Origin of the sequence: Desulfobacter latus (assembly GCF_013389365.1) — a bacterium.
In the GTDB taxonomy this organism is placed as follows: domain Bacteria; phylum Desulfobacterota; class Desulfobacteria; order Desulfobacterales; family Desulfobacteraceae; genus Desulfobacter; species Desulfobacter latus.
Genome location: NZ_JACADJ010000022.1, coordinates 1 through 25,983 on the forward strand (window position 1 = coordinate 1; position 25,983 = coordinate 25,983).

23 protein-coding genes are annotated in these 25,983 nt (G+C 45.7%); 8 read left to right on the forward strand and 15 right to left on the reverse strand.

Going from position 1 to position 25,983, the window contains the following annotated elements:
• Nucleotides 1-382: 382 nt before the first annotated feature.
• The 13 genes from HXW94_RS08370 to HXW94_RS08425 form a co-directional block, all read right to left on the reverse strand.
• Entirely contained in the window at nt 383-697 is a 315-nt protein-coding gene (locus HXW94_RS08370; RefSeq protein ID WP_178366443.1) for a hypothetical protein, read from the reverse strand.
• Nucleotides 669-1,316 (reverse strand): cohesin domain-containing protein, encoded by a 648-nt coding sequence (locus HXW94_RS08375; protein ID WP_218576629.1) that lies wholly within the window; start codon nt 1,314-1,316, stop codon nt 669-671. Before HXW94_RS08375 ends, HXW94_RS08370 begins: the two co-directional genes overlap by 29 nt.
• A 168-nt stretch (nt 1,317-1,484) precedes the next feature.
• Nucleotides 1,485-3,035 carry a hypothetical protein gene (locus HXW94_RS08380; protein WP_178366445.1) on the reverse strand — a complete coding sequence of 517 codons (1,551 nt, stop codon included), beginning with the start codon at nt 3,033-3,035 and terminating at the stop codon, nt 1,485-1,487.
• 580 nt (nt 3,036-3,615) lie between these two features.
• Nucleotides 3,616-6,891 (reverse strand): CHAT domain-containing protein, encoded by a 3,276-nt coding sequence (locus HXW94_RS08385; protein ID WP_178366446.1) that lies wholly within the window; start codon nt 6,889-6,891, stop codon nt 3,616-3,618.
• A gap of 17 nt (nt 6,892-6,908) precedes the next feature.
• Entirely contained in the window at nt 6,909-7,163 is a 255-nt protein-coding gene (locus HXW94_RS08390; protein WP_178366447.1) for a hypothetical protein, read from the reverse strand.
• Between the two features lie 7 nt (nt 7,164-7,170).
• Nucleotides 7,171-7,293, reverse strand: coding sequence for a hypothetical protein (locus HXW94_RS19845; RefSeq protein WP_281357824.1), 123 nt, complete (start codon nt 7,291-7,293; stop codon nt 7,171-7,173).
• 202 nt (nt 7,294-7,495) lie between these two features.
• Nucleotides 7,496-10,633 carry a CHAT domain-containing protein gene (locus HXW94_RS08395; RefSeq protein ID WP_178366448.1) on the reverse strand — a complete coding sequence of 1,046 codons (3,138 nt, stop codon included), beginning with the start codon at nt 10,631-10,633 and terminating at the stop codon, nt 7,496-7,498.
• A 17-nt stretch (nt 10,634-10,650) separates the two neighbouring features.
• Nucleotides 10,651-12,570, reverse strand: a complete 1,920-nt coding sequence (locus HXW94_RS08400) for a hypothetical protein (protein WP_178366449.1) — start codon at nt 12,568-12,570, stop codon at nt 10,651-10,653.
• A gap of 58 nt (nt 12,571-12,628) precedes the next feature.
• Nucleotides 12,629-13,411, reverse strand: a complete 783-nt coding sequence (locus tag HXW94_RS08405) for a S1 family peptidase (RefSeq protein ID WP_178366450.1) — start codon at nt 13,409-13,411, stop codon at nt 12,629-12,631.
• Nucleotides 13,412-14,248 carry a hypothetical protein gene (locus HXW94_RS08410; RefSeq protein WP_178366451.1) on the reverse strand — a complete coding sequence of 279 codons (837 nt, stop codon included), beginning with the start codon at nt 14,246-14,248 and terminating at the stop codon, nt 13,412-13,414. It abuts the gene before it with no gap.
• 38 nt (nt 14,249-14,286) lie between these two features.
• Nucleotides 14,287-14,466: a hypothetical protein gene (locus tag HXW94_RS08415; protein WP_178366452.1), complete on the reverse strand. Its 180-nt coding sequence runs from the start codon at nt 14,464-14,466 to the stop codon at nt 14,287-14,289.
• Nucleotides 14,467-14,614: 148 nt separating this feature from the next.
• A complete protein-coding gene (locus tag HXW94_RS08420) occupies nt 14,615-15,700 on the reverse strand; it encodes a hypothetical protein (RefSeq protein WP_178366453.1) in 1,086 nt (361 codons plus the stop codon).
• Between the two features lie 92 nt (nt 15,701-15,792).
• Entirely contained in the window at nt 15,793-16,113 is a 321-nt protein-coding gene (locus HXW94_RS08425; RefSeq protein ID WP_178366454.1) for a hypothetical protein, read from the reverse strand.
• Nucleotides 16,114-16,418: 305 nt separating this feature from the next.
• Between HXW94_RS08425 and HXW94_RS08430 the strand changes: the two genes are divergently transcribed.
• The 8 genes from HXW94_RS08430 to HXW94_RS08465 all read left to right on the forward strand — a co-directional run bounded on the left by HXW94_RS08430 (nt 16,419) and on the right by HXW94_RS08465 (nt 23,777).
• Nucleotides 16,419-17,069, forward strand: coding sequence for an ABC transporter ATP-binding protein (locus HXW94_RS08430; RefSeq protein WP_178366455.1), 651 nt, complete (start codon nt 16,419-16,421; stop codon nt 17,067-17,069).
• A 14-nt stretch (nt 17,070-17,083) separates the two neighbouring features.
• Nucleotides 17,084-17,887, forward strand: a complete 804-nt coding sequence (locus tag HXW94_RS08435; protein ID WP_178366456.1) for an ABC transporter permease — start codon at nt 17,084-17,086, stop codon at nt 17,885-17,887.
• A gap of 251 nt (nt 17,888-18,138) precedes the next feature.
• Entirely contained in the window at nt 18,139-19,230 is a 1,092-nt protein-coding gene (gene hisC / locus HXW94_RS08440) for a histidinol-phosphate transaminase (protein ID WP_178366479.1), read from the forward strand.
• A gap of 4 nt (nt 19,231-19,234) precedes the next feature.
• Nucleotides 19,235-19,894 carry a (d)CMP kinase gene (cmk, locus tag HXW94_RS08445; protein WP_178366457.1) on the forward strand — a complete coding sequence of 220 codons (660 nt, stop codon included), beginning with the start codon at nt 19,235-19,237 and terminating at the stop codon, nt 19,892-19,894.
• A 127-nt stretch (nt 19,895-20,021) separates the two neighbouring features.
• Nucleotides 20,022-21,806: a 30S ribosomal protein S1 gene (locus tag HXW94_RS08450; RefSeq protein WP_178366458.1), complete on the forward strand. Its 1,785-nt coding sequence runs from the start codon at nt 20,022-20,024 to the stop codon at nt 21,804-21,806.
• Between the two features lie 174 nt (nt 21,807-21,980).
• Entirely contained in the window at nt 21,981-22,883 is a 903-nt protein-coding gene (sppA, locus tag HXW94_RS08455; RefSeq protein WP_178366459.1) for a signal peptide peptidase SppA, read from the forward strand.
• 368 nt (nt 22,884-23,251) lie between these two features.
• Nucleotides 23,252-23,500, forward strand: a complete 249-nt coding sequence (locus HXW94_RS08460) for a type II toxin-antitoxin system Phd/YefM family antitoxin (RefSeq protein ID WP_178366460.1) — start codon at nt 23,252-23,254, stop codon at nt 23,498-23,500.
• A complete protein-coding gene (locus tag HXW94_RS08465; protein ID WP_178366461.1) occupies nt 23,490-23,777 on the forward strand; it encodes a type II toxin-antitoxin system RelE family toxin in 288 nt (95 codons plus the stop codon). Before HXW94_RS08460 ends, HXW94_RS08465 begins: the two co-directional genes overlap by 11 nt.
• Nucleotides 23,778-24,072: 295 nt before the next feature.
• Here HXW94_RS08465 and HXW94_RS08470 read toward each other — a convergent pair whose 3' ends face one another.
• Nucleotides 24,073-24,681, reverse strand: coding sequence for an L-threonylcarbamoyladenylate synthase (locus HXW94_RS08470; protein WP_178366462.1), 609 nt, complete (start codon nt 24,679-24,681; stop codon nt 24,073-24,075).
• Between the two features lie 27 nt (nt 24,682-24,708).
• Complete coding sequence (locus tag HXW94_RS08475) at nt 24,709-25,791, reverse strand: 6-phosphofructokinase (RefSeq protein ID WP_178366463.1); 1,083 nt, start codon at nt 25,789-25,791, stop codon at nt 24,709-24,711.
• Nucleotides 25,792-25,983 lie beyond the last annotated feature (192 nt).

Below are 25,983 nucleotides of genomic sequence, written 5' to 3' on the forward strand. Positions count from 1 at the left end.
GAAAATAAAGTACTAATTCCCATGATGACTACCCCTCTGACTATGGTTGATGTTTGCTCAAATATTATTTTATCAGAGAATGTGATCATTTTATTCATATAGGTCAATCAATTTGGCGAAGGTATTGGCTATGAATATTCGATCTCCATACTTAAACAGTGGCATTGGTTTATTTATAATGCCGGAATTTTGTTAGTTTTATATTAAAAACAACAGCCATGGAACAATACCTTCGCCAATCTCAAAAAAGGATTAAAATTGCTTAAACCTCAAAACATAACCTATTGATTTTATTGTATCGAAACAATTATATTTTGAACCCAAAACATAAAAAATGTAATTTGGCGAAGGTATTATGGAAAGGCGTCCTTCATTTCCCGCTTTACACTTTCCAGATGCCGACTCCCATTTTTCGGGAACCTTCATTCAAAAAGTGTAAAGTACTTTTGGGATCATATGAAGGATGTCTATGGAAAGTTTCGATTTTTTTCCAAATTTTTGTGTCAACAAAAGCGACTATTTTAGATAATCCTTGTTTTTCATCTTCGTTTGATTGTCCGGATGAAGATAGGTTACCTTCATCGTATATATACGAAGTGTTTGTCAGAATTGGCCCTGTAAGTGGAAACAAAACATGATTTTTAAACCAGGCCTCATCCAAAGTCTCTTTACCCTGGCTGCAGGCCATCAAAATCACGTTGAATCCTTTTTCTATAACGCATTAGAATCAATATAGCCAAAATCGTCAATCCAATAATCAGGCCGAAATGAAGCGTTGAAAAATATTGAGGGGTTATCAGGATCATTTTGTTTTGTGTCTCGGGCTTAACCGCTTCTCCCTTTTTGGTGCCAAATACCACCTTCTCTATGGTTAATTGCGTCTTACCTTTTTTTATGGCTTGGAAATTAATATTCGCGATAATCCCATCACCAGATGCTGATGGGGCGGGGTTTAACCTGCTGGTTGCAAAAAAGATTTCACCTGCGTTAACATCCACACGATTTTGCAATGGGTAAAGCCAATCCTTTCTGTCTAAATCAAAAAAACTACCCGGGGTAATTTGAAACCCGCTTTTTTTAGGATCTGCATCAATTGGTCTCAAATGTTTTGGGTCATAGGTAACAATGAACTCCAACCCATAGACGGGCTGAATGGATTCAATTTCTAAAGAAGCAGATAAAGTATCATCAATATTTATTTTATTTTCGCTGGTTTCTATGAAAAATTTAGAATTGTTTGACCCACTTGCCAAGGATGGGCTTATGATTACCAAAAAAGAACAAATAAGTATAAATATGCAAAAATAGTTTTTCATTTTTTGTCCTATCTGTTTTTTGGGCTTGGTCATAACATTGGCCACAGCGTAGGTTGAGTTTTGCTCCTCAACCCAACCTACCGGAAATCCGTATGGCCTAATATATGATCAAACCCTGTTTTTTATAAAAAAAGGCAGTGCATTTACACTGCCTTTTTTAGCATTTTTTTATCGCCAGTGTGATCCAAACAAACCCAAGTCGTGGATATCTATCTTATCGTTTTTTATCAGGTCTGCCCTGGCGTCATAGTCCAACTCGCCTTGGTGGCAACCAAAGGAAGCAGCCAGAATAGCAAAATCTGCGTAGTTAATCTCAAAATCCTGATTCAAATCCGCCAGTGACGTATTTAACAGCTCTAATTCCACTGTCATTGTGCCATCAAGTCCATCCAGTTCTTTTTCGGCTGAAAATGCGTCATTCCAGGCTTTGACGATCAACATATCATCCGCTTCAATGGGCAAGATGTTGTCAAACCGATAATAACCGTTATGATCCGTAAATACGGAGATCTCGTTACCGTTTAGTGACAATATCATTTCGCAATTGGCTGCAACCGTTCCGTCAATGTACGTAATCCGGCCAGTCACAACATTCGACCCCACCAGGCCATTCTGGCTGGCTCGAACATTGTCATAAACAAAAATTGGTAACTCCTGGAAACTTAGTGTGATGTCGCTGCTTCCGGCTCTATTGCTTGTGGTTATTTCCCCAGACAGGACAGTGGGTCCAAACGTTTCTTCAGGTGCTTTGAGAACAATATTTCTAACGAGAGAACCGCTGCCTGATTGCCCCTCTGCTGGGTATCTTAGGCTAAGGTTATATAATAGCTGCTCGGTAGGCGGCTCAATTTCAAACCTAAGCTCTGGTGGGAAAAAGTCTGCATACTCCCCTGAGGAAACCACGTCAAGCAAATCCGTTGAAATATCCACAGACAGCGCCCAAACAGGCTCTGATACTTGAATGTCCAGGTCGCCAGTAATCGTTGATCCAGCCTCTATGGTAGAGGTTGGAAGGATCAGTTCGAGTTTACCATGTACAAGGGTTTCACACGCATGGGCTGGGCTCAATTCGTACACTTGACCATTTTCGTCTACTGTAATGCCCAGGAAATAATACTGTTTTTCTCCCGGGACGACATCTGTATCAATAAACTCAACTAAGCTTTCTGACCAGGGTTGTAACTGTGTCAGTTCACTCTCATCAGGGTCTGGGGTAGAGGCTTTGAATAAGGCGTAATACTCCGTTTCAACGTTTGGAACCAAGGGTAAAAAGCCTTCGTTTATTGAGATTTCAATGCCATCAGCCCCATTCGAAGTATTCAAGACCCCTAGGTCAGGCTGTTTAAGGTACACGATCTCCAATGTTTCAACAGTATACTCCCGAGCGCATCCATCAATGTTGCATTTAGTATGAATTTCTAATGAATTTAAACCATTATCTAACCCAAAGGTACAGGCCCATTCTTCTGATGTGGGATTCAGCACAGCACTGCCCAATATAAAGCCATAGGCGCTGTAAAGTTTTATTTTTGGGTTATACGAAGCATCATACCAACCTTTTAGCTGAAGATTATTGCCGTCAGTAAAGTCAGCTTCATGAAATCGTTTTGAAACAACTGAAAACTCTTCAAAATCACAGTCAAACCAAGGTGTTGATGCCATTACCGCCGCCGGCATCAATACCATTAACGCACAGATAACTCCCATTATTTTTTTCATACGCTCCCCCTTTTTGCTTTTTTTAAGGTTACAAGTCAACTTAAGCTCAAGCTTGAAAACAGATTACAAAAACTTTTTTTTCAACAAAACTCAGTAGCGGCAGAATTGGACTAAATTTTAACTATTCCCCCCTTTTTTGTTAATAAACGAGCATTAACATACGGAAATCGGGTCAACGCCTTACATCATTCGGGAAGAAGCAGACGTTTTATTCAGTTCACCCAGTCCATGAGGGAGTTTGACGTGCGGGTGAAGCTGAATCCGGTACGGAATATGATTAAGGGGAATGGGTTTTGATTTGCAAAGAAGCAGAGGCAGGGACAGATTAAGAAGGTCACAGGCAAAAAAATTGGGAAAACAGGGCGTCTTCCCAGTTGATCGCGTTTAATTCAGGTGTGTGAAATTGATTCTATAGGAACGGGTCTTAAATAACTAGCCTATTTTGATATATCCGGGAGCGCGGGCGTCCCGCCCGCATCCCCCCAAGTATGGTAAAGATGCGGGCAGGACGCCCGCGCTCCCAGGTTAAGTTATTTCGGCCTCATGCCTAAACTTGAAGAGAAAATCAACACCGAATCATTTAGAACAGCCCGCTGAATTTAAGATAGGCCCAGAATATCGGGTGGTCCGATGGAACCTGAATAGATTCGATTTCGCTATAAAGAACATCGTCCCTGCCGCTCTGGCTTTTGGAGCTCACTGTTAATGTAATTTCTTTTTTATTCTCAAGATAAGCTGCGACCCCTTGGTTGAAGGCTTCAAACGGTTTTTTTCCCTTACTCAGATTCCCGTGCATCAACTGTGTTACTTGGGAGGTGGCGAAATCATGGATGGAGTAAAAGCTGCTCACGCATTCAGTGGCGCCCATCAGGTGAAACACGTAATCCAGGGCGTGGTATTCGTCATCGGCCTTTGTCAAGGAGAGGCTGGTGCCGGTTTCACAGGCGCTGGCAATGACAAACGCCCCTTTTACTTTGAGGCTATCGATCAGCTTACTGTGGTGGATATGACCGTCTGCCAGCATGAGATAAAACCCGTCCGGTTCTGTTTTTCCATGGCAGGAGACAAAGACGATCCGGGCCGGACGGTGTTCAAGATCATGGGCCCAGTTGGACAGGGTTGCTTCATTGCCCTCGCGCCTTTTGATAAGATTTTCATAAATATCCGCCAAACTTTTGAACTCCCTTTGAGCGTTCACCAGTTTCAGCTTAGGATCAGGGGGGGTATAAAACAGGGCGTGAACATTCAAGTTTTCATTGATGGGGGTTTTAGACATTTCCACGCCCAAAGAAAAAGACGGCAGATAACTGAAATCAAGTATATCCCTGGCGTGAATCTTTTTATCATCTATTTCAAGGATTGCGGCATGGATGGGAAGGTTTTCCAAAAACTGATGGGCGCAAAGATAGACCTGTTGAACGCCTAAGCCGGCAAGCCACTGAAACAATGCCCCAAAAAGCCGGCCCAGTTCAGACAGAAGCTGGTCCAGGAGTGGAAGAAACGCATCATTTTTTTTCTTCTGCTCCATTGCCTCTAAGGTCCTCGCTTTCGGATAAAATACGTTAAACAATTCCAGTAAATGATCAATCTCTGTCCATTGCCGGTAATCCGTCAGAAGCTGCCCATTCTTTCCCCTGTAGACGGTTATGGTATGGATCACCCCGTTTGCAACAAAGAAACTCACTGCGGCTTTTGTTTTATCTGTAATCAGACCGGCCAGATCTTCAAATGTTGCAACCTCGGGCCGGATCAATGCCGCATAATCCGGTGCCAATAACGCCAGGTTTTTAAACAGATGCTCTTTTTGCTGATCCAACTTTTTTAATTCTTTAACAGATTGTTCCAGAACCCGGTGTTCAATTTGCCGAACGACAGAGTCCGGTGTTCTCCTGTGAGCGACTTTGGTACCCGGGGAAGACGGCATGAGAGGCTCTGATGAAGAATGCTTGGCCTCATACTCAAGCCTTGCCCGGATAGCGGTGATTTGCCGGCATACGTTCCAGTAATCTTCTGCTTTTTCCCCTGCCTTGCCTTTGGGAAGGGGGATGCTTGAAAGGTCCAGCTCTATAAGCATCCGGCGGGATTTAAGGACTTCGATCCAGTAAAGGGCTTTTTTATAATGCTGAGTAGCCAAGAAATATGGGATGGAATTTGTAAAAAAAACTCTGAACTCCTTCCACAGACCCTCCTGCGCAAGAGGGTCCGAGGTTTGCAGAAGGTCGTTAATGGTTTCATTTGCTGATGTATAAAAGGCCAGGGCTTGTTCCTGGTTGGCCGACGGCTCTCCCTTGAATCTGTCAGAATAAAAATAACCAAGGTTATGCCGGATCATGGCGCAGTCCATGGGTGCTGTTTCTTTGGTCCAGATTTCCAGAGCCGATTTATAATACGCCAAGGCTTGTTCCTGGTTAGCCGACAGCTCTCCCTTGACTCTGTCAGAATACAAGAAACCGAGACTGTGCTGGGTCGTGGCCCAGTCCATTGGTGCTGTTTCTTTTGTCCAGACTTCCAGAGCCGATCTATAGTACGCCAGGGCTTGTTCCTGGTTAGCCGACAGCTCTCCTTTGACTCTATTAGAATACAGGTGACCAAGGCTGTGCTGGGTCGTGGCCCAGTCCATTGGTGCTGTTTCTTTTGTCCAGACTTCCAGAGCCGATCTATAGTACGCCAGGGCTTGTTCCTGGTTGGCCGACGGCTCTCCCTTGAATCTGTCAAAATACAAGTGACCGAGATTGTGCCGGGTCATGGCCCAGTCCATGGGTACCGTTTCTTTATTCCTGATTTCCAGAGCTGATCTATAATACACCAAAGCTTGTTCCTGATTGGCCGACGGCTCTCCCTGGATTCTTTTACAATACAGGTTACCAAGGTTATGTCGAATCTTGGCCCAGTCCATGGGTGCCGTTTCTCTGGTCCAAATTTCCAAAGCCGATCTATAATACGCCAAGGCTTGTTCCTGGTTGGCCGACGCCTCTCCCTTGACTCTGTCAGAGTACAGGTTACCAAGGTTGTACTGGGTCATGGCCCATTCCATGGGTGCCGTTTCTCTATTCCTGGTTTCCAGAGCCGATCGATAGTACGCCAAGGCTTGTTCCTGGTTGACCGACGCCTCTCCCTTGACCCTGTCAGAATACAGAACACCGAGGTTGTGTTGGGTCATTTCCCATTCCATGGGTGCCGTTTCTCTGGTCCAGATTTCCAGAGCCGATCGATAGTACGCCAAGGCTTGTTCCTGGTTAGCCGACGCCTCTCCCTTGACTCTGTCAGAATACAGGTTACCAAGGTTGTGCCGGATCATGGCCCAGTCCATGGGTGAGGTTTCTCTGGTCCAGATCTCCAAAGCCGATCGATAGTACGCCAAGGCTTGTTCCTGGTTGGCCGACGCCTCTCCCTTGACTCTGTCAGAGTACAGGTCACCAAGGTTGTACTGGGTCATGGCCCATTCCATGGGTGCCGTTTCTCTATTCCAGACTTCCAGAGCCGATCGATAGTACGCCAAGGCTTGTTCCTGGTTAGCCGACGCCTCTCCCTTAACTCTGTCAGAATACAGAACACCGAGGTTGTGCTGGGTCTCGGCCCAGTCCGCAGGCCTGTGTTCCTTGGAACAAAAATCCAGACGAATTTTTAAAAACGCTAAAGCTGTATCCTGGTTCACCGTTATATCACCGATTGAAAGCTGTATCAAAAAAACGGCAATCCGTTTCAGTTCATCCAAAATTCGTTCATCCGGTTCCTCACTGACTTCAAGAAGCCGAAGTATTTCCAATACCTCTCCGGTCTCTTCCCCCAAGCCGGCGGCAATGGCCTGGTCCTCAATCTGTGCCAGATAATGTATGGTGTTTTTAATAATATCCATGAAGTCATTCCTAATTCTTAAACGGTTACAGTAACAGAACCCACCTCAACAATATACCCACCCTGATCTGCAATCCTGTCGATGACCATGGCCATGTTCTCAGGTTCGGTTAATACATGATTTTTAAACCAGGCCTCATCCAAGGTGACTTCACTCTGGCTGTAGGCCATCAAAATTACGTTGAACCCTTCATCCTCACGATGTAGGCGGATACCCAGATTAAATTCCGTGCTGCTGGTCTCTATCGGTTTGTTGACTTGTATCCGCACCATATCCTCTTTATCTTTCCGGTACAAAGTTGCTGTGGCGGATTTGTTCCCGACAGGCAAACTGTGCCTTTCTTAAATCCATGGCAAACCGGGGCGGTTTCCGGGCAAATTCCTTTATCTCCTGAAAGGTCATACTGATCTTCTGATACTAACACCTCGGGCTTTTTATGGAACCGGTCTTAAATAACTAGCCTATTTTGATATATCCGGGAGCGCGGGCGTCCCGCCCGCATACCCGCAAGTATGGTAAAGATGCGGGCAGAACGCCCGCGCTCCCGGGTTAAGTTATTTCGGCCTCATGCCTAAACTTGAAGAGAAAATCAACACCGAATAATTTAGAACAGCCCGCTGAATTTAAGATAGGCCCAGAATATCGGGTGGTCCGATGGAACCTGAATAGATTCGATTTCGCTATGAATAACATCGTCCCTGCCGCTCTGGCTTTTGGATCTCACTTTTAATTCAATTTCTTCTTTATTTTCAAGATAATCTGCCACCCCTTGGTTGAAGGCTTCAAACGGTTTTTTCCCCTTGCTCAGATTCCCGTGCATCAACTGTGTTACTTGGGAGGTGGCGAAATCATAGATGGAGTAAAAGCTGCTCACGCATTCAGTGGCGCCCATCAGGTGAAACACGTAATCCAGGGCGTGGTATTCGTCATCGGCCTTTGTCAAGGAGAGGCTGGTGCCGGTTTCACAGGCGCTGGCAATGACAAACGACCCTTTTACTTTGAGGCTATTGATCAGCTTACTGTGGTGGATATGACCGTCTGCCAGCATGAGATAAAATCCGTCCGGTTCTGTTTTTCCATGGCAGGAGACAAAGACGATCCGGGCCGGGCGGTGTTCAAGATCATGGGCCCAGTTGGACAGGGTTGCTTCATTGCCCTCGCGCCTTTTGATAAGATTTTCATAAATATCCGCCAAACTTTTGAACTCCCTTTGAGCGTCCATCAGTTTCAGCTTAGGATCAGGGGGGGTATAAAACAGGGCGTGAACATTCAAGTTTTCATTGATGGGGGTTTTAGACATTTCCACGCCCAAAGAAAGGGACGGCAGATAACTGAAATCAAGTATATCCCTGGCGTGAATCTTTTTATCATCTATTTCAAGGATTGCGGCATGAATGGGAAGGTTTTCCAAAAAGTGATGGGCGCAAAGATAGACCTGTTGAACGCCTAAGCCGGCAAGCCACTGAAACAATGCCCCAAAAAGCCGGCCCAGTTCAGACAGAAGCTGGTCCAGGAGTGGAAGAAACGTATCAATTTTTTTCTTCTGCTTCATTGTCTCTAAGGTCCTCGCTTTCGGATAAAACACTTGGAACAATTCCAGTAAATGATCAATCTCTGTCCATTGCCGGTAATCCGTCAGAAGTTGACCACTGTTTCCCCTGTAGACGGTTATGGTATGGATCACCCCGTTTGCAACAAAGAAACTCACTGCGGCTTTTGTTTTATCTGTAATCAAACCGGACAGATCTTCAAATGTTGCGACCTCGGGCCGGATCAATGCCGCATAATCCGGTGCCAATAACGCCAGGTCTTTGAACAGATGCTCTTTTTGCTGATCCCACTTTTTTAATTCTTTAACAGATTGTTCCAGAACCCGGTGTTCAATTTGCCGAACGACAGAGTCCGGTGTTCTCCTGTGGGCGACTTTGGTACCCGGGGAAGACGGCATGGGAGGCTCTGATGGAGAATGCTTGGCATCATGCTCAATCCTTGCCCGGATAGCGGTGATTTGCCGGCATACGTTCCAGTAATCTTCTGCTTTTTCCCCTGCCTTGCCTTTGGGAAGGGGGATGCTTGAAAGGTCCAATTCTATAAGCATCCGGCGGGATTTAAGGACTTCGATCCAGTAAAGGGCTTTTTTATAATGTTGCGTCGTCAAAAAATATGAGATGGAATGAGTAAAATATCCTTTGGATTTTCTCCACAGACCCTCCTGCGCAAGAGGGTCCGATGTTTTCAGAAGTTGGTCGATGATTTCCAGCGCCGATGTATAACACGCCAGGGCGTGTTTCTGGTTGTCCGATGGGTCGCCCTGGATTCTTTTTGAATACAGGTTACCCAGGCTGTACTGGGTGCTGGCCCACTCCATGGGCACCCGTTCTCTGGTTCTGATTTCCAGCGCCGATGTATAACACGCCAAGGTGTGTTCCTGGTTTTCCGATGAGTCGCCCTGGATTCTGTCAGAATACAGGTCACCCAGGCTGTGCTGGGTCATGGCCCACTTCATAGGCACCCGTTCTCTCGTTCTGATTTCCAGCGCGGATGTATAATACGCCAGAGCCTGTTCCTGGTTTTCCGATGGGTCGCCCTGGATTCTGTCAGAATACAGGATACCCAGGCTGTGCTGGGTCATGGCCCAATCCATGGGTACCTGTTCTCTGGTTCTGATTTCCAGCGCCGATGTATAATACGCCAGGGCCTGTTCCTGGTTGTCCGATGGGTCGCCCTGGATTCTGTCAGAATACAGGATACCCAGGCTGTGCTGGGTCATGGCCCAATCCATGGGTACCTGTTCTCTGGTCCAGATTTCCAGCGCCGATGTATAACACGCCAGGGCGTGTTTCTGATTGCCCGATGGGTCGCCCTGGATTCTTATTGAATACAGGTTACCCAGGCTGTACTGGGTGCTGGCCCACTCCATGGACACCCGTTCTCTGGTTCTGATTTCCAGCGCTGATGTATAACACGCCAAGGCGTGTTTCTGGTTGTCCGATGGGTCGCCCTGGATTCTTTTTGAATACAGGTCACCCAGGCTGTGCTGGGTCATGGCCCACTTCATAGGCACCCGTTCTCTGATCCTGATTTCCAGCGCCGATGTATAATACGCCAGGGCGTGTTCCTGGTTGTCCGATGGGTCGCCCTGGATTCTTATTGAATACAGGTTACCCAGGCTGTGCTGGATCATGGCCCACTTCATGGGCACCCGTCCTCTGGTGCAGATTTCCAGCGCCGATTTATAACACACCAGGGCGTGTTCCTGGTTGTCCGATGGGTCGCCCTGGATTCTTTTTGAATACAGGTTACCCAGGTTGTACTGAGTCATGACCCAGTCCATGGGTACCCGTTCTTTAGTCCAGATTTCCAGCGCCGATTTGTAACACACCAGGGCGTGTTCCTGGTTGTCCGATGGGTCGCCTTGGATTCTTATTGAATACAGGTTACCCAGGTTGTGCTGGGTCGTGGCCCAGTCTGCAGGCCTGTCTTCCTTAGAACAAAAATTCAGAAGAATTTTTAAAAATGCTAAAGCTGTTTCCTGATTCACCGGGGTATCACCGATTGAAAGCTGTCCGAAAAAAACGGCAACCTGGTTGAGTTTATCCAAAACCGGTTCATCCGTTTCCTCACCGACTTCAAGAAGCCGGAGTATTTCCAATATCTCTCCGGTCTCTTCCCCCAAGCCGGCGGCAATGGCCTGGTCCTCAATCTGTGCCAGATAATGTATGATATTTTTAATGAAATCCATAAAGTCATTCCTAATTCTTAAACGGTTACAGTAACAGAACCCACCTCAACAATATACCCACCCTGGTCTGCAATCCTGTCGATGACCATGGCCATGTTCTCAGGTTCGGTCAGTACATGATTTTTAAACCAGGCCTCATCCAAGGTGACTTCACCCTGGCTGTAGGCCATCAAAATTACGTTGAACCCTTCATCCTCACGATGTAGGCGGATACCCAGATTAAATTTCGTGCTGCTGGTCTCTATCGGTTTGTTGACTTGTATCCGCACCATATCCTCTTTATCTTGCCGGTACAAAAATATATGCATAAAATTCATATCCGGTTTCCGCGGGACACTACTGACGTCAATCCTGTATAGTTGATCCGGTTTCCATGAAAATTGTTCGGCTGATCTGAAGGCGGCTCCAGGCACAACAAAGATGTTTTCCTTTACCTGCTCCGTAAAAACGGATATCGCCTCAATTATTTGGCCAAAGCTTTGCTTTCCTTTTCCAAGTGCGGCCTGCATCTGATCCACAAGCTGATATTCGGTAGGCATTTCCTGCTCCAGCATATCCATCAGCTTTGACCAGTTGCTGTGGCGGATTTGTTCCCGGCAGACAAACTGTGCCTTTCTTAACGCCATGGCAAACCGGGGCGATTTCCGGGCAAATTCCTTTATCTCCTGTTGATCCGGCTCCGGGAGTTTTGACATCGGGGTTCCCAGTGATATTTTTTCGATTTGGCGGCTTAATTTTTCCGATGGAATGAGGGTATCCCGCTGGTATTGGGCAATTTCGTCTTCAAAAAATTGATTTAGATCGTCTTCAATGTCATTCATAAACTGCTCTTTTGAACCTGCTCCATTTTTTAATGTATGTAATATTTGTTGAATGCTGATAACAGTGGTTAATGCAATCGGGGTACTCTCTGTTTTTAAGAGAAACGGTTTAGGATAAAGAGAAAAGGTCTCCCGGTCATAAATCCGGTACACCTGCCTCAGCTCCTTTTCCTTTTTACGATTTTTTCTCAAGCTGGCCCCATAACCCCGCACGGCTAAAAGGTCATACTGATCTTCTGATAGTAAAACATCGGGCTTTTTATGTTCAAATCCATCGCAATAGTGGTGGGTGAATCCCGTCCCCAGTTCATTTTTCTGATATGTTTTATCAATGTAATTGTCATATACGTCCCGCGTTTTTTGGGATGGTTCATTCCGGATGATCTTCAAGCCGGTCCGATCCATTTCCGGGAAGACGTCGTTAAAACCGGTATGAAGCAACAGGGCTTTATATCCGCCTTGGAGCCACAATTGTATTAAGAAGCGCCCTTCCAGGAACAAGACCTTTACCCACCTTCTGTGCTCCTTTTTTCCAAAAAATAAGGGAACTGCCTCGGGTATATTACATTCATGACTGTCTATTTCCCAATTATCGCTTTTTGTATCCCAGGTGCCCTCGGCAATACTTTTCCAGTCTGCAATGCTCTTTGCTTTAAAATATGCCCATGAGCGAACGTACCATACATACAACTGGGTTGACACATCAATGTCTTTATTTCTTAGATAAAACCTTCGCAAATTTTCAATTTTTTCTATGGTATCAAAAGTAATGGGGTCAAGGTCGTCCATGGCATGGATGAACCTTTGGATTTCTGTATTGGTTTTTAACATTTTCTCTAATGTTTTTTTCAACACCTTTGGATGTTTTGACAGACTTTGTCTAATCGGATAGGTGGCTTTCAAACGGAAACCGTTCGTGGTTTTGCATCGGGGGCAGGAGACCCGGCTCAACTCTTCTATAACGCTGTCGTTCCACTCCTTGTACGAGTCCTGCCGGCCCCTTGCCTCTTTTCCACTTTTTTCAAGGTCATATAAAAGAACCACTGTTAACCCAGGGGTGTCAGACGATTTACAGTCCGGTGCTTCGCATTTGAACAAACCGATCATCATATCCATATTATGTTCTCCATTGGGGTTGGAATGTAACTTAAATTTAACTGGGAAGCTTGATATGCTATGGACCTGTGATATGAGGTCCATAGCATCCAAGTCCTTTATAAAGTAACGGGATAGCCCTTGCAATTGGTAAAATATAAGCAAAACCGCGACGCGCATCGGCTGTTTTTCCAGTGATAATGCCTATCATTTTTCCATTCAAAAAGGCACCGCTGCCGGAAAAACCAGTTGTAATCAACACATCACTGACGATTAAATGCCCCATTTTTTCAACGGGCCAAAAACCGGATATAATGCCTTTGGTCATAGCTCCATAACCACGCGCGGGCTGTCCTATTGCCGTAATATCTTCACCGAGTAGACACTCGCTGAAGTCCAATTTCGCTATTCCGGGCTGTTTTGACGAAGTAAAGGAGAGCAAAGCAAGGTCTGCCCTGGGATCGGACGCCATCACTTTGGCCGGAAGCATGGGGTTTTCTTGTTTTTTGCCGGACCACAGAGAGACGTTGATGCTGGTCGCCTCATGAACGATATGATTACACGTCAACATTATCCATTGATCTTTCTTTGTTGCCCACACAACTGTCCCCACGCCCCGTTCAATCCGCAATGTATCTCCATCATATTTTTTTGCAAAAATAAAATAGGTTGTTTTAAGAGGGGGGCATTGCTTTAATACGATAGGCTGCGTGCAGGCCTTCGCCTCTTTCTCTGTAGCAGGCAAAGTCTCGGCCAAAGCTTGTGTTATACCAAAGCGCTTAATTTTTTCCCGGACCCCGGCGGGGCTACAGCTCACAATCAAAAAAAAACCAATTAAGAATGTCCCCCATCGTTTCAGCATTTATTGAGTCTCCTCAATAGAGATTTTGACGCCGGCACTTCTAAAACTTAATCCTCTTTTTTTTGCCACTGTCAGGTTATAATACTCGTCAATTGGAATGCCGTAGAGGCTTCCCCTCAGATACTGTGCAAGTGAGTATGCTCTAAGGCCTGCCAATTGTTCGTTTGAGATAGACCGATGTTTTTTGATGAGTTCTAATGTATGGGGAACGCCATTCAGGGTTGTATTTTTCTCTGTTAAAAGGATTTGATTGCCATATTCTCCAAGGTAAATTAAGTTTCCAGTTACGGGCGTGGCATCTGCTTGCCCAGCAAGCGTGGCAATGATCTTATACTTTCCAGTGAGCCCTGCGTCATCTAGTTGGCCCACAATATCAACGAGGGATCTGGCAAGCAGGTCAATAAAAGAGACAGGCTCGCGACCGTTAAAGGTTTTGGTCGCTACAATATCATAGCGTCCCATATCAAAAAAGGCTTTCGGAGATTCCCATTTCATATTCAGAACAACCCCGTCTGATGATTCCTTATATTGAATGTTTAAATCCGAATTTGGATACGCGTGAGCGTACTCCTTTTCATAAACCATCCGGATTTTTTCTGCGGATGCGCTTAAAATTTTTTCTGCACTGGTAATATAAGATTCTTCAACAAGATGGGAGTCGGGTTCGTTAGTGAGGTGAGACTCATTATTATCGGCACTTTTCTGTGGCGTATGATAATATTCAGGATTGCCGTTGTGTGGATTATATACGCTACCGATAATATCATTCATTGATGCACAACCCGTCATCATCATAAATATTGAAACAATGCCTATGGCTTTTACAAATCGGCTCATCTTTGCATTCTCCTTTAAATTATTTCTGGGTTTATTTTTTAGCGGCTGAGTATTTTGCCGTTGTTTAAAAACTTATTGTCATAGGATATGACATGATAATGGGACTTTAATGCCGGTTTGGTCGTAACCATTGAGGCCCTGCGCCGTCCGACAATGGATCCATTGTTATAGAATCTATTGTGTGTCATGATGATTTTTCTACCACGGGCTTCTACCATGCTTGCGCTACCTCCCATTATTTTTTTTGTGTTAACAAACGTCTGTCCACGAATAACGGTAACCCCTGGATTTGTAAAAACCCATGTGCCTTGGGATGTTCTATAACGAAACGCGTCGGCATTGGTTGAAGACAAACAAACAAAGACGCTACAGAGCGCCGACACCCAAAATATTTTTACTCTTTTCATGATATATCTCCAGTTCAATTGCTCGTGTGTGGTTAAAAATTTTTTCAGCAGGCAGGCAAACTCTCCTCCTTTTTAACGAAGATGCATTTACCGAATCGTATAGGTCGTGTCCCAGGGGAACACTAAAGGAAATAGAGCTGGAATACTGCCGCCATCGAAAAAGCAAACGGTCGTTTTGAGTTAAATTAAAATTTTCAAATACGTTTGCCTCTGTACAAACTAAACCAGCCGAATTCTTGACCAACCTGAAGTGTATCGGTTGCTGGGTTGATGAGAGCTTGGACTGGTTCGGAATACGTGATTTATCTAAACCATCAATTTCACGATCACATGCCGAAAAGGACAATCCCAAAGCGGTCGTTGACAGTTCCCGGATTAATGATGCAACAAGATAGTCTGATAGCGCTTGGATTGCCGTAGTCACACCCGCCGCGCGTGTGCCTGTTAATCTGCCGCCGGTGATGAATTTATTATCCCCGCCGATAACAAGCATAGCATCTCCGCCCTGTTCGCCTGAATAAAGTCGAACCGTTAATGACTTCATGACCACTTTACGTTTCGTCTCTGCATCTATGGCCTTCAGGTACATTGATAAATCATACGCTTTGACACGACCTTCAATCCCTAGGTTTACAAGTTCAGCCCTGCTTACAATCGCCTTGTTTTCCTGGCCATTGTATAGGCCGCCGGCGATAATATAGTCCGGTGTAATATGCGTCGTCCCTTGGTTTTGGAATTCGTAAACCGTGTAAACGTTTGTAATTCTGGCCAAAGCGTTTTCAACAAAGGCGTTTAGCCGGGTGGGCAGCAAAATCTCTGACACATCAGTTCTAAATTCATTCCGAACTTCGGCAATAACTAAACGGATCTCTTTTTTAAAATTTATGGTGCCCAGTTCATTAGAGAGGCAATCCAACCAGGCTGTTGAATCGGTTCTTGAATCGTATAAGCCGGGCTTTGGGGTATTCGGAATAATTCTTTTAGGCACGGGCAGGCAGCCGATAGTAATTAACGGAAGTAACCCGATCAGCAATATTCTTTTCAATTGTTACCTCTTTCCCTGATGATGTTTTTACCTTATACCCCATGGATCAGGGCCGAAATCTGCACAAGATCCATGGGAAAATTCGGTTAATGCTAATTGACCTCAAGTCCGACAGCCTGAATTGCGACACCCGCGCTTACCGTTTGGGTCGCTTTAATCGTGCCGGAATTCCTGTAAATGTTTCCTTTGGATTGGTAGTCGTAATTACAAGATGCGTTGCTGTGGACCCGTAACCCGACTTTTTGGGTCGCCGCGCCTCCCATTGTTTTCTGAATTGCAATAATCTCCCCACTGTTTTCTAATGTGTCATTTTTTGTCTGAATTTTGACATTATACCCAACCGCCCCAGCCTGAGAGGCGAAAGTAACTGTTGCAAACATTCCGATGATAGCCATTTTAATCTTTCGATTCATGTTCAAACCCCTTTCTGTTTCTGGTGATTACAACTTATTTAATCATTACTAAATTCAAAATTTATGATCCATTTCCCTCCCCGTAATTTTAAGGTTACAATCGACTTTGGATCGAGCTTGCAGACAGATTAAAAGAAAGCTTTTTCAAAAAACAGATAGCAACGGCAGAATTCGAGATAAATTTTATTATCTCCCCTGATTTGGCAGATTATACCAGAATAAAATAACTCAAAAATAATACAGGACCTGCATCAGATGTGATAATCTGCAGCACCATGGTACAAAAAAGAAAGGAACAAAATGCAATGACGCATCACATTCCGTGCTTTGAGTTTCATGATGTCTCATTTTCCTGGCAAGGAGAACGGGTCATACTGGATCGTCAGAGTTTTACCCTGCCCCAGGGGGGATTTACGCTGATTCAAGGGCCGTCCGGCGCCGGAAAATCCACCCTTCTGCGATTGATGAACCGACTGGAGGAGGTAGAAACCGGAAAAATCAGTTACTTAGGACAAAACCTTACCGACTGGAATCCGTCTGAGTTGCGGCGGCAGGTGGCCTATCTTCAGCAGACACCGGTCATCCCTGATCGATCCGTCAGGGAAGTTTTGCTCCAACCCTTTTTTTTTCGCATCAACAGAGAAAAAGCAAAGCCGTCCGACCCGACGCTGAAACAGCTGCTCGATAAGGTGCAAATGAACGATGTCGGGCTTGATGACTCCGGTGCGATGCTTTCCGGCGGACAACGCCAGCGGCTGAGCCTGGTGCGAACTCTTTTGACCGGTCCAAACGTGCTGCTGCTTGACGAGCCGACATCTTCACTGGACAGCGATAGCAGGCGCTGTGTCCTTGAGCTGGTCGAAGAACTCAACCGGCAGGGCACTACCATTGTCATGATTACCCATGACACATTTTTACCAAAGCACATGCCGGTGATGAAAATCACCATTGACTAGGGGAGAATTTTTGTATGCCGTTAACAATTGGAGCCCTTGATATCAGTACAGCTGAGCTTGCACTTGCATCCCTTTTTATCGTTGCCGCAGGGGCAATTTCCCTGTGGGGTCGTATTGGTCTTGGTAAACCCATTCTCATGGGCGCCGTGAGATGCGTTCTTCAACTGACAATCATGGGGTATGTACTCAGTTTTATATTCGGTATCGCATCGCCATGGCTGGTTTTCCTGATTTTTTGTGTCATGGTGGCATTTGCCGTCCGCATTGTCAGGGGAAATGTTTCGGAAAAAAGCATCCCTTTTGTTTTTCCCTCCTTTGTCACCATGCTTTTGGTGTATACAGTGGTCACAGGCATCGTCAGCGGATTGATTGTCGGGGTCAGCCCGTTCTGGCATCCCCAGTATTTTATTCCTTTGGCCGGTATGGTGGCAGGCAACTCCATGACCGCCCTGGGCCTGTCACTGGACCGGCTGTTGTCAGATCTGAAAGCAAAGCGGGATTTGGTGGAGATGCAGCTTTGTCTGGGGGCAACCCCGGTTGAAGCTTCCCAGGATATTTTCAGGGATGCGCTTAAGGCCGGAATGATCCCTTCCGTCAACTCTCTGGCAGGCGTGGGGCTTGTTTTTCTTCCGGGGATGATGACCGGCCAGATTCTTTCCGGTGAGGACCCCATGCTTGCCATCCGCTACCAGATTGTGGTCATGTTCATGCTGCTGGCGTCCACTGCCCTGACTGTGAGCATGGTACTCGGCATTGTCAGGCAGCGCTGCTTCGGTGTCGGCGGGCAGCTCCTGCTCAGGCCCAACCGGTCTCAATAAGCCGTATGTTTTAAAATTTGGGCTTTGTCATAACATCGGCCACAGCGTAGGTTGGGTTGAACGAAGTGAAACCCAACAACTTATCGGCGTTGGGTTTCGTTCTTCAACCCAACCTACCGGAAATCCGTATGGCCTAAAATTTTAATTGGGCATCTTATTTCGTACTCATTCCTAAGGTATTGACAAAAATTAAAATCCTAACTAATTAATATGGCCTTATCCAAACCGCAAATCAATGGAGCAGATCTTTGATGATATTTTCAGTCAGTGAGTCCGTAAAGACTATAAAACCCTATGAGGCAGGCAAACCATTAAGCGAAGTAGAGCGGGAGTATGGTATTACCAATGCGGTCAAACTTGCCTCTAATGAAAACCCTTTTGGGTGTTCCCCCAAAGTAGCCGACGCTGTTTTATCAAAATTACCCGGCATGCACCGCTATCCCGAGCCGGTTCCTTTTACATTATGTCAAAAACTTGCTGAAAAATACCATGTGCGGATGGAAAATCTGGTCATTGGAAACGGTTCCGATGATATCATTGCCCTGCTTGCCCATGGATTTCTGGATACCGGGCAGGAAGCCGTGATGCCGCTGCCTTCCTTTCTCATGTATGAAATCAGTGTAAAAACCGCAAAGGGTGTTCCGGTTATGGTGCCCTTAAAGGATTTTTCCACCAATCTTGAGGGGCTTGTCAAGGCTGTTACGCCTGAAACAAAACTGGTATTTGTGACCAACCCCTTCAATCCCACCGGGGCTGCGATTACCAAGGATGAATTTTTACGATTTGCAGATCAACTGCCGGATAACGTGCTGATTATCGTAGATGAAGCGTATATTGAATTTGTCCGCGACGATTCGGTCTACAATGCCTTGGCTGTGCCGTTGACGGATCCAAGAATTGTAACTTTAAGAACGTTTTCCAAAGCATACGGCCTTGCCGGGTTCCGCATTGGTTACGGGGTGATGCATAAAACCGTCGCTGAAATTTTAAACCGGATACGTCAGCCTTTTAATGTGAACACGCTTGCCCAGGCTGCGGCCCAGGCCGCCCTGGAAGATACGGATTTTCTGTCCAAAACCATTTCCGGCACCCACCGGGGTATTGATTTTTTAACCCAAAAATTTACGGACGCCGGGTTTGAGGTACTGCCCACCCAGGCCAATTTTCTTATGGTCGACGTAAAGACCGATTCCCGGGATATTTGTGAGAAGCTGCTCCGAAAAGGTGTGGTCGTGCGTTCTATGGCATCCTATGGATATGACACCTTTGTTCGCATCAATGCCGGCACGGAACAGGAGAATCAAACGTGTGTGGATGCACTGATCAATGTTGCCGGTAAATAAAATAATGAACAGGCGTATTATTACCATCGACGGGCCGGCCGGGGCCGGTAAAACAACCGTTTCAAGGGCCCTTGCAAGGGAACTGGGCTGTGTCTATGTGGATACCGGTGCTTTATACAGAGCTGTTGCGTTTGAAATTAAGTACCGGCAGGTCAATTGGCAAGACAGTACGCTGCTTGAACAGTTTCTTGCCGGTCTTGAACTTGATTTTGTCATGCAAGGCCGGGAGCCTGTGCTGATATCATCAGGCCGGGATATCAGCGCATATATTCGAACCAATGAAATCAGTATGCTGGCCTCGGCCACATCGGCCGTTCCCCAGGTGCGAAAGGCATTGCTGGGTATTCAAAGAGCCATTGCCGGGGAGAGGGATGCCGTGTTCGAAGGCCGGGATATGGGGACGGCTGTTTTTCCCAAGGCGTCATATAAGTTTTTCCTGACCGCTGATGTTAACGTACGTGCCCGACGGCGATTTAAGGAATCAAACGCCTCCGGGATTTCATTTGAAAAAATTCTCGAAGATATGGTTAAGCGAGACAGGAATGATACCCAGCGTGTGATATCCCCTTTAAAACAGGCCGCGGATGCGGTTCTTATTGATGCCACCGAATTAGATGTTTTCCAGGTGGTGGAAAAAATGAAACGCATCATCATGGCTATTTAAAAAGTTCTGGAATTTCTTGATTTTTCCTTTTTTCGTTGGTATAAGATCCAATTGTACCCGCCTTCGCCGTCATTTCCTTATGAGTCAAAGGCGGGTAACATCATCGATTAGGGGGGAATAAACATTAATGAACAACATTGCTGAAGAAAACGAAAACCAAACCATGAATCAAGAATTAGAGACCCAAGAGGTAAAAGAGTCCGAAATCGAACTCACCGGAGAAGAGACAATGGAAGAACTGCTGGATATCTATGATTCCAGCCTTAGTAAATTTGAAGAGGGACAGGTTGTCACCGGAACAGTGATCTCCGTCGGCAAGGAAACAGTCCTTGTGGATGTGGGATATAAATCTGAGGGACAGATCTCAATTCATGAATTCATTGATGAGGACGGCAATGTCAGCGTCAACGTCGGCGACGAATTTGAGGTAATGATTGAAGTATGGGATGAAGAGGAAGAGACGGTTCTTCTGTCCCGTGACAAAGCCAAAAAGGTTAAAGTATGGGACGCCATTAAAGATATCTACGACGAAGACGGTACCATTGAAGGTGTCATCACCAGTCGGGTTAAAGGCGGTTTCTCCGTTGATATCGGACTGCAGGCCTTTTTACCGGGCTCCCAGGCTGATCTGCGGCCCATCCGCAACATGGATGAAATGGTCGGCCAGACGTATACCTTTAAGATTCTCAAGTACAACAAGAAAAGAAATAATATTGTTCTGTCACGCCGGGTACTGCTTGAAACCGAAAGAGAAAAAATGCGCAGTGCCACCCTGTCTGCCATTGAAAATGACAAAGTCATGGACGGTATTGTCAAGAATATTACCGAATACGGTGTCTTTGTTGATCTGGGTGGTGTTGACGGACTTCTTCATATTACCGATATTTCCTGGGGACGCGTTAAACACCCCTCTGAACTGTTCTCCGTCGGCGATCAGATCAAGGTGAAAATTCTCTCCTTTGATTTTGAGAAGGAACGGGTATCCCTGGGCATGAAACAGCTGACACCCGATCCCTGGACAACGGCTGCTGAAAAATATCCCATCGGTTCCAAGATCGAAGGCCGGGTGGTCAGCCTGACGGATTATGGGGCATTTATTGAGCTTGAAGAGGGTGTTGAAGGGCTTATCCATGTTTCTGAAATGTCCTGGACCCGTAAAATCCGCCATCCTTCTCAGATGGTTGCTGTGGGTGAACAGGTTGAAGCCGTTGTTCTGGATATTAAACCTGAAAACCGCAGGATTTCTCTCGGCATCAAACAGACCGTCGAGAATCCCTGGGAAGTTATTTCACAAAAATATCCCGTGGGTACCATCATTGAAGGAAAAATCAAGAATATTACTGAATTTGGCCTTTTTATCGGTATTGATGACGACATTGACGGTCTGGTTCATATCTCTGATATTTCCTGGACCAAACGGATCAAGCATCCGTCTGAAATTTATAAGAAAAACGATACGATCCAGGCAGTAGTACTCGACATTGACAAGGCCAATGAAAGATTCTCTTTAGGTATCAAACAGACCCAGGTCGATCCCTGGGAAACAGTTGCCGAACGCTATGACGTGGGTAAGGAAATTTCCGGTGTCATCACTAACCTCACCGATTTCGGTGTATTTGTAGAGCTTGAAGAGGGCATTGAAGGGCTGGTTCATGTCTCTGAAATCAGTAAGGAAAACATCAAGAGCCCCAAAGAGCATTATCAGATCGGCGAAACCATTACTGCCAAGGTAATGAATATTAATTCCGATGAAAGACGGATCGGCCTGTCCATCAAACGTCTGGACGAAGATGATGATGATAGATATCTTGAAGAAATTGCAAAAAGTTCCAAACCTGCAGCATCTGCATTTGGAGAGATGCTGAGAAACAACATTCAGGAAAAATTGGAAGCGGAGAAAAAAGAAAGTTAATTTCATCCCTGTTTAACAAGCAACAGGTGTGCACTTTTTGAAATTTTCAGGGCCGGATTGATCCTTAACAGGGCATCCGGCCTTTTTTGTAGTTTGTTTGGCCTTGATCATCGTTTACCCAATACATGACCGAAAGGATAATCGAGGTCGTTTGTTTTAAAGGAAGATTATCTTATGTTTGCTAGACGCCATCCTTTTTTGTTTTTTCTTTGTATTATCTGTGCCTGCGTTACCTTTGGTATCGTTGCCGTGTCCGGCATTGCCGTATTAGGGGCTTTTGCAGTGAACAGCAAGATCAGCGGGGGCATAGCCTCCCCACGCGGCAATATCGGTGTGGTTGAGGTGACAGGACCGATTCTATCTTCAAAAAAAATTATCAAGGATCTTAAAGGATTCATGGATGATGACGCCATTAAGGCGATTGTTTTAAGGGTTGACAGTCCCGGCGGCGGAATCGGGCCGTCCCAGGAAATTTACCGGGAACTGATGAAGACCCGCGATACAAAAACCGTGATCGCCTCCATGGGGTCTGTTGCAGCCTCCGGGGGGTATTATATCGCATGTGCAACCCAGGGTATCGTTGCAAATCCGGGTACCATCACGGGATCCATCGGTGTGATCATGGAATATGTCAATATTGAACAGATCGCTAGAAAAATCGGGATTGCCCCTGTGGTAATAAAAAGCGGTGAGTATAAGGACATGGGCTCCCCCATGAGACCACTTAAAGACAGTGAGAAACAGCTATTTCAAAATCTTGTAGATGAACTGCATGCCCAGTTTGTGTCCGATGCCGCTGATGCCAGGAATATGGAGACCGATGTCATGACCAAACTGGCTGACGGCAGGGTTTATACCGGGCAGACGGCCATGAATCTTAAACTTGTCGATCGTATCGGCAACATGGATGATGCCGTGCAGTGGGCCGGACAGATGGCCGGCATTGAAGAAGATCTGATCCTGGTTTATCCCAAAGCGGATAAAATAACGCTGTTTAGAAGACTGGCTGAAACCCTGTTCCGGGATGTTAACCTAAGCAGCAGGTTGTCCAAACAATTTCGGTATGTTTTCAATTAGGATCAAATTCCAAGCTCTTCGCAGGCTTTATCAAAGGGGATTCCTTCCGAGCGTTTTTTAGCGTCTATCAGCTATTTTTTCATTGCTGTGCTTTTGAGCAGGTAAGCTGTTTCTTTTTCCGATTCAATCTCTTTCCACAGATCAATGGGCACGATAACGCCTGTAACATTGTTCTGCCCGTCAGAAATTATTGGATCTGGTTCATTGGTCTCTCCTTTCGCTGTGTGTGCCGGTTTTTCAAATTTCTGTGTTCATTATATATGCGTCAGCACTGCCTATAATAAGACTTTCTTGAACAGGTCTTTTAAAAGATATATAATGTATATATTAAAGAGGTATTAATAATATTAATTTAGGAGGTATTAATAATGGCTCACCGAATTTTATCAGATATCAGTGCTGGAATTTCTGAACTTAAAAAAAATCCGATGTCTGTTCTTCAGCAAGGTGAAGGTGGACCTGTGGCAATTTTGAATCGAAATAGACCTGTTTTTTATGCGATCCCAGCAGATATGTATGAGAAAATATTGGACCGTTTGGAAGATATAGAATTGGCTTTAATCATCAAGGAGAGAGAAAACGATCCTGTGATTGAGGTTGATATTGATGACTTATAAATTGACCTTTAAAAAGCAGGCAAAAAAAGAATGGGATAAATTAGATGCGTTTATTCAAAATCTTCTGAAGAAAAAATTAAAAGAGAGGTTAAAGGATCCTCGTGTGAAGCGTGCGGAATTGAGCAATATGAAAGATTGTTATAAGATTAAACTCCGTAACTCCGGTTATAGGTTGGTTTATAAAGTATATGATTTAACCATTGAAGTTTCCGTTATCGCCGTTAGCAAAAGAGACAAAGGGTTGGTGTATCGAATAGCGGCTGATCGATTGCAATAAAATTTTGGCCTTGATCATCCAACCCCATCGCAAGGCCGATGTGCATCTAAGTCAGGATGAAATATTTTTAGCCGGTATCAGGGAAAAACGCTGCCGACAAGTATTTTGATTTAACAAAAGGAGGCTTTAACAAGGCCCGGATGTGCCCTGCAGGAGGGGCATTGATATTTTTCCGTTCTTTTTACCAGCTATGCTCAGACGGGATTTTGTTTAATACCTTGCTGGCATTTACCCATGGATTTTGTCTCCATTACGAAGGGCCTGCCAGGTTGTCAGCATTTTTTTCCGGGAATAGTTATTCAAAAATATCAACCTCACCTGCGCCATGCCGGATGACCTCGGGTTCATCCCCAACCAGGGCGATGACCGAAGAGGGGGTGTTGGCCACAGGTCCGCCATCCAGGACCATGTCCAGCCTTTCATCGAAATAGTCACTGAGCAGGGATGCATCTTCAAATACTTGGCCGTCAGGGTCCGTGGCCGAGGTTGAAATAATGGGGTTTCCCAGTTCCCGGGCAAGGCTTATGGCGATTTGATTGGCAGGAACCCTGATACCTGCGGTTTTTCTTTTGGTCAGCATAATCTTGGGCACCATTTTTGATCCGGGCAGAATAAAGGTATACGGACCCGGCAGCAAGCGTTTCATGTGGCGGTAGGCGATGTTGGATACTTTGGCATATTTGGAAATATCTTTCAGGTCCGGACAGATAAAGCTGAACGGTTTGGTTTTATTCCGCTGTTTGATCCGGTATATTTTTTCAATGGCCTTTTTATTCATGATATCACAGCCGATACCATAAAATGTATCTGTGGGATAGGCAATAATACCGCCTTTTTTGAGACATGCCACAGCCATGGATATAATTCGTGCCTGGGGTGTCTGGGGATTGACATTATATAACATTGGGTGAACTCCTGTAATGTAAACTATTTAATCACCAAAGCAGATGCCAAGTGTTCTGGCCGTCAGGATCAATTCTCCGTCAGGATCAACGGTGCGTATCCTGTTTACGGCATCTTTTAAATGCACACTTCCCATCATTCCGCTGGGCTTAAGTGCCACCATTTTGCCGAAATTTCCGTTTGCCGCCATATCCACCGCCTGAACCCCGAACCGGGTGCATAACTGCCTGTCCCAGTGAGTTGGCGGTCCCCCGCGCTGGAGATGACCAAGGACCACGCACCGGCTCTCTTTGCCGGTATTTTCCTGAATTTTTTCGGCAATTGCGTACCCAATGCCGCCAAGACGAATTTCTCTGTCTGTTTTATCATCGTCGGACACCACCATCGTGTCGTCAAGTTTTGCGCCTTCAGCCACAATGACGATGGTAAATAATTTGCCTGTGGCTTCCCGGGCCCTGATTTTTTTCTCAATGGCGGGCATGTTAAATTTTATTTCAGGAATCAGAATAATATCCGCGCCACCGGCAAGACCGGCATATGCGGCAATCCAGCCGGCATAGCGGCCCATGACCTCAAGCACCATAACCCGGTTATGGCTCTGGGCGGTTGAATGCAGCCGGTCAAGGGCATCCACGGCACAGGCCACGGCGGTGTCAAATCCAAATGTCTGCTGGGTGGCATCCAGATCATTGTCAATGGTTTTGGGCACACCAATAACAGGCAGTCCTGATTCATACATCTGCAGGGCAGTGGTCAAGGTGCCGTCTCCACCGATAACCACAAGTGCGTTCAGGCCCAATGCTTCTATGGTTTGTTGCACCTGGGTCATCAGATCCGCTGATATTTTTCGTGTTTCACCCTGGCCGGTTTTTGATGAAAATCTGCCGGAATTTGCCGTACCTAGAATGGTACCGCCACGAATAAGAAGTCCGTCCATATCCCGGACGGTGAGCGGATCAGCCCGAACCGGCGTTAAAAGCCCGTCAAAACCGCCCCGAATGCCTATGGTCGTAAACCCCTGCATGTCACCGGCTTTTACAATGGCCCGGATCACGGCATTAAGTCCGGGGCAGTCCCCACCTCCTGTTACCACACCAATTTTTTTCCCCATTTTTGATATTACTCCATCGTTGAATTCAGCTGGTTGAATTTTTCTCCAGCTGCTATATCAGATAATCAATAATGAAACAAATATTAGTCGGAATGATCTTGTAAAAAGTTCATGGTTTTGGTAGAAGGGCTTGTTTATATACTTTGCTTTAAATAATTATCGGCCAGCCTTTCACCTCCCTTTTTTTAACGT

Bases quoted from the DNA above. Each gene is read 5' to 3' on its own strand.
- HXW94_RS08415 (WP_178366452.1), bottom strand. From the start codon at position 14,466: ATGGTAGAAGCCCGTGGTAGAAAAATCATCATGACACACAATAGATTC.
- HXW94_RS08470 (WP_178366462.1), bottom strand. From the start codon at position 24,681: ATGTTATATAATGTCAATCCCCAGACACCCCAGGCACGAATTATATCC.
- HXW94_RS08475 (WP_178366463.1), bottom strand. From the start codon at position 25,791: ATGGGGAAAAAAATTGGTGTGGTAACAGGAGGTGGGGACTGCCCCGGA.
- HXW94_RS08435 (WP_178366456.1), top strand. From the start codon at position 17,084: ATGCCGTTAACAATTGGAGCCCTTGATATCAGTACAGCTGAGCTTGCA.
- HXW94_RS08465 (WP_178366461.1), top strand. From the start codon at position 23,490: ATGACTTATAAATTGACCTTTAAAAAGCAGGCAAAAAAAGAATGGGAT.
- HXW94_RS08395 (WP_178366448.1), bottom strand. From the start codon at position 10,633: ATGGATTTCATTAAAAATATCATACATTATCTGGCACAGATTGAGGAC.
- HXW94_RS08390 (WP_178366447.1), bottom strand. From the start codon at position 7,163: ATGGTGCGGATACAAGTCAACAAACCGATAGAGACCAGCAGCACGGAA.
- HXW94_RS08405 (WP_178366450.1), bottom strand. From the start codon at position 13,411: ATGCTGAAACGATGGGGGACATTCTTAATTGGTTTTTTTTTGATTGTG.
- HXW94_RS08385 (WP_178366446.1), bottom strand. From the start codon at position 6,891: ATGGATATTATTAAAAACACCATACATTATCTGGCACAGATTGAGGAC.
- HXW94_RS19845 (WP_281357824.1), bottom strand. From the start codon at position 7,293: ATGACCTTTCAGGAGATAAAGGAATTTGCCCGGAAACCGCCCCGGTTT.
- HXW94_RS08380 (WP_178366445.1), bottom strand. From the start codon at position 3,035: ATGAAAAAAATAATGGGAGTTATCTGTGCGTTAATGGTATTGATGCCG.
- HXW94_RS08400 (WP_178366449.1), bottom strand. From the start codon at position 12,570: ATGGATATGATGATCGGTTTGTTCAAATGCGAAGCACCGGACTGTAAA.
- HXW94_RS08460 (WP_178366460.1), top strand. From the start codon at position 23,252: ATGGCTCACCGAATTTTATCAGATATCAGTGCTGGAATTTCTGAACTT.
- HXW94_RS08425 (WP_178366454.1), bottom strand. From the start codon at position 16,113: ATGAATCGAAAGATTAAAATGGCTATCATCGGAATGTTTGCAACAGTT.
- HXW94_RS08450 (WP_178366458.1), top strand. From the start codon at position 20,022: ATGAACAACATTGCTGAAGAAAACGAAAACCAAACCATGAATCAAGAA.
- HXW94_RS08430 (WP_178366455.1), top strand. From the start codon at position 16,419: ATGACGCATCACATTCCGTGCTTTGAGTTTCATGATGTCTCATTTTCC.
- sppA (WP_178366459.1), top strand. From the start codon at position 21,981: ATGTTTGCTAGACGCCATCCTTTTTTGTTTTTTCTTTGTATTATCTGT.
- HXW94_RS08375 (WP_218576629.1), bottom strand. From the start codon at position 1,316: ATGAAAAACTATTTTTGCATATTTATACTTATTTGTTCTTTTTTGGTA.
- hisC (WP_178366479.1), top strand. From the start codon at position 18,139: ATGATATTTTCAGTCAGTGAGTCCGTAAAGACTATAAAACCCTATGAG.
- HXW94_RS08410 (WP_178366451.1), bottom strand. From the start codon at position 14,248: ATGAGCCGATTTGTAAAAGCCATAGGCATTGTTTCAATATTTATGATG.
- cmk (WP_178366457.1), top strand. From the start codon at position 19,235: ATGAACAGGCGTATTATTACCATCGACGGGCCGGCCGGGGCCGGTAAA.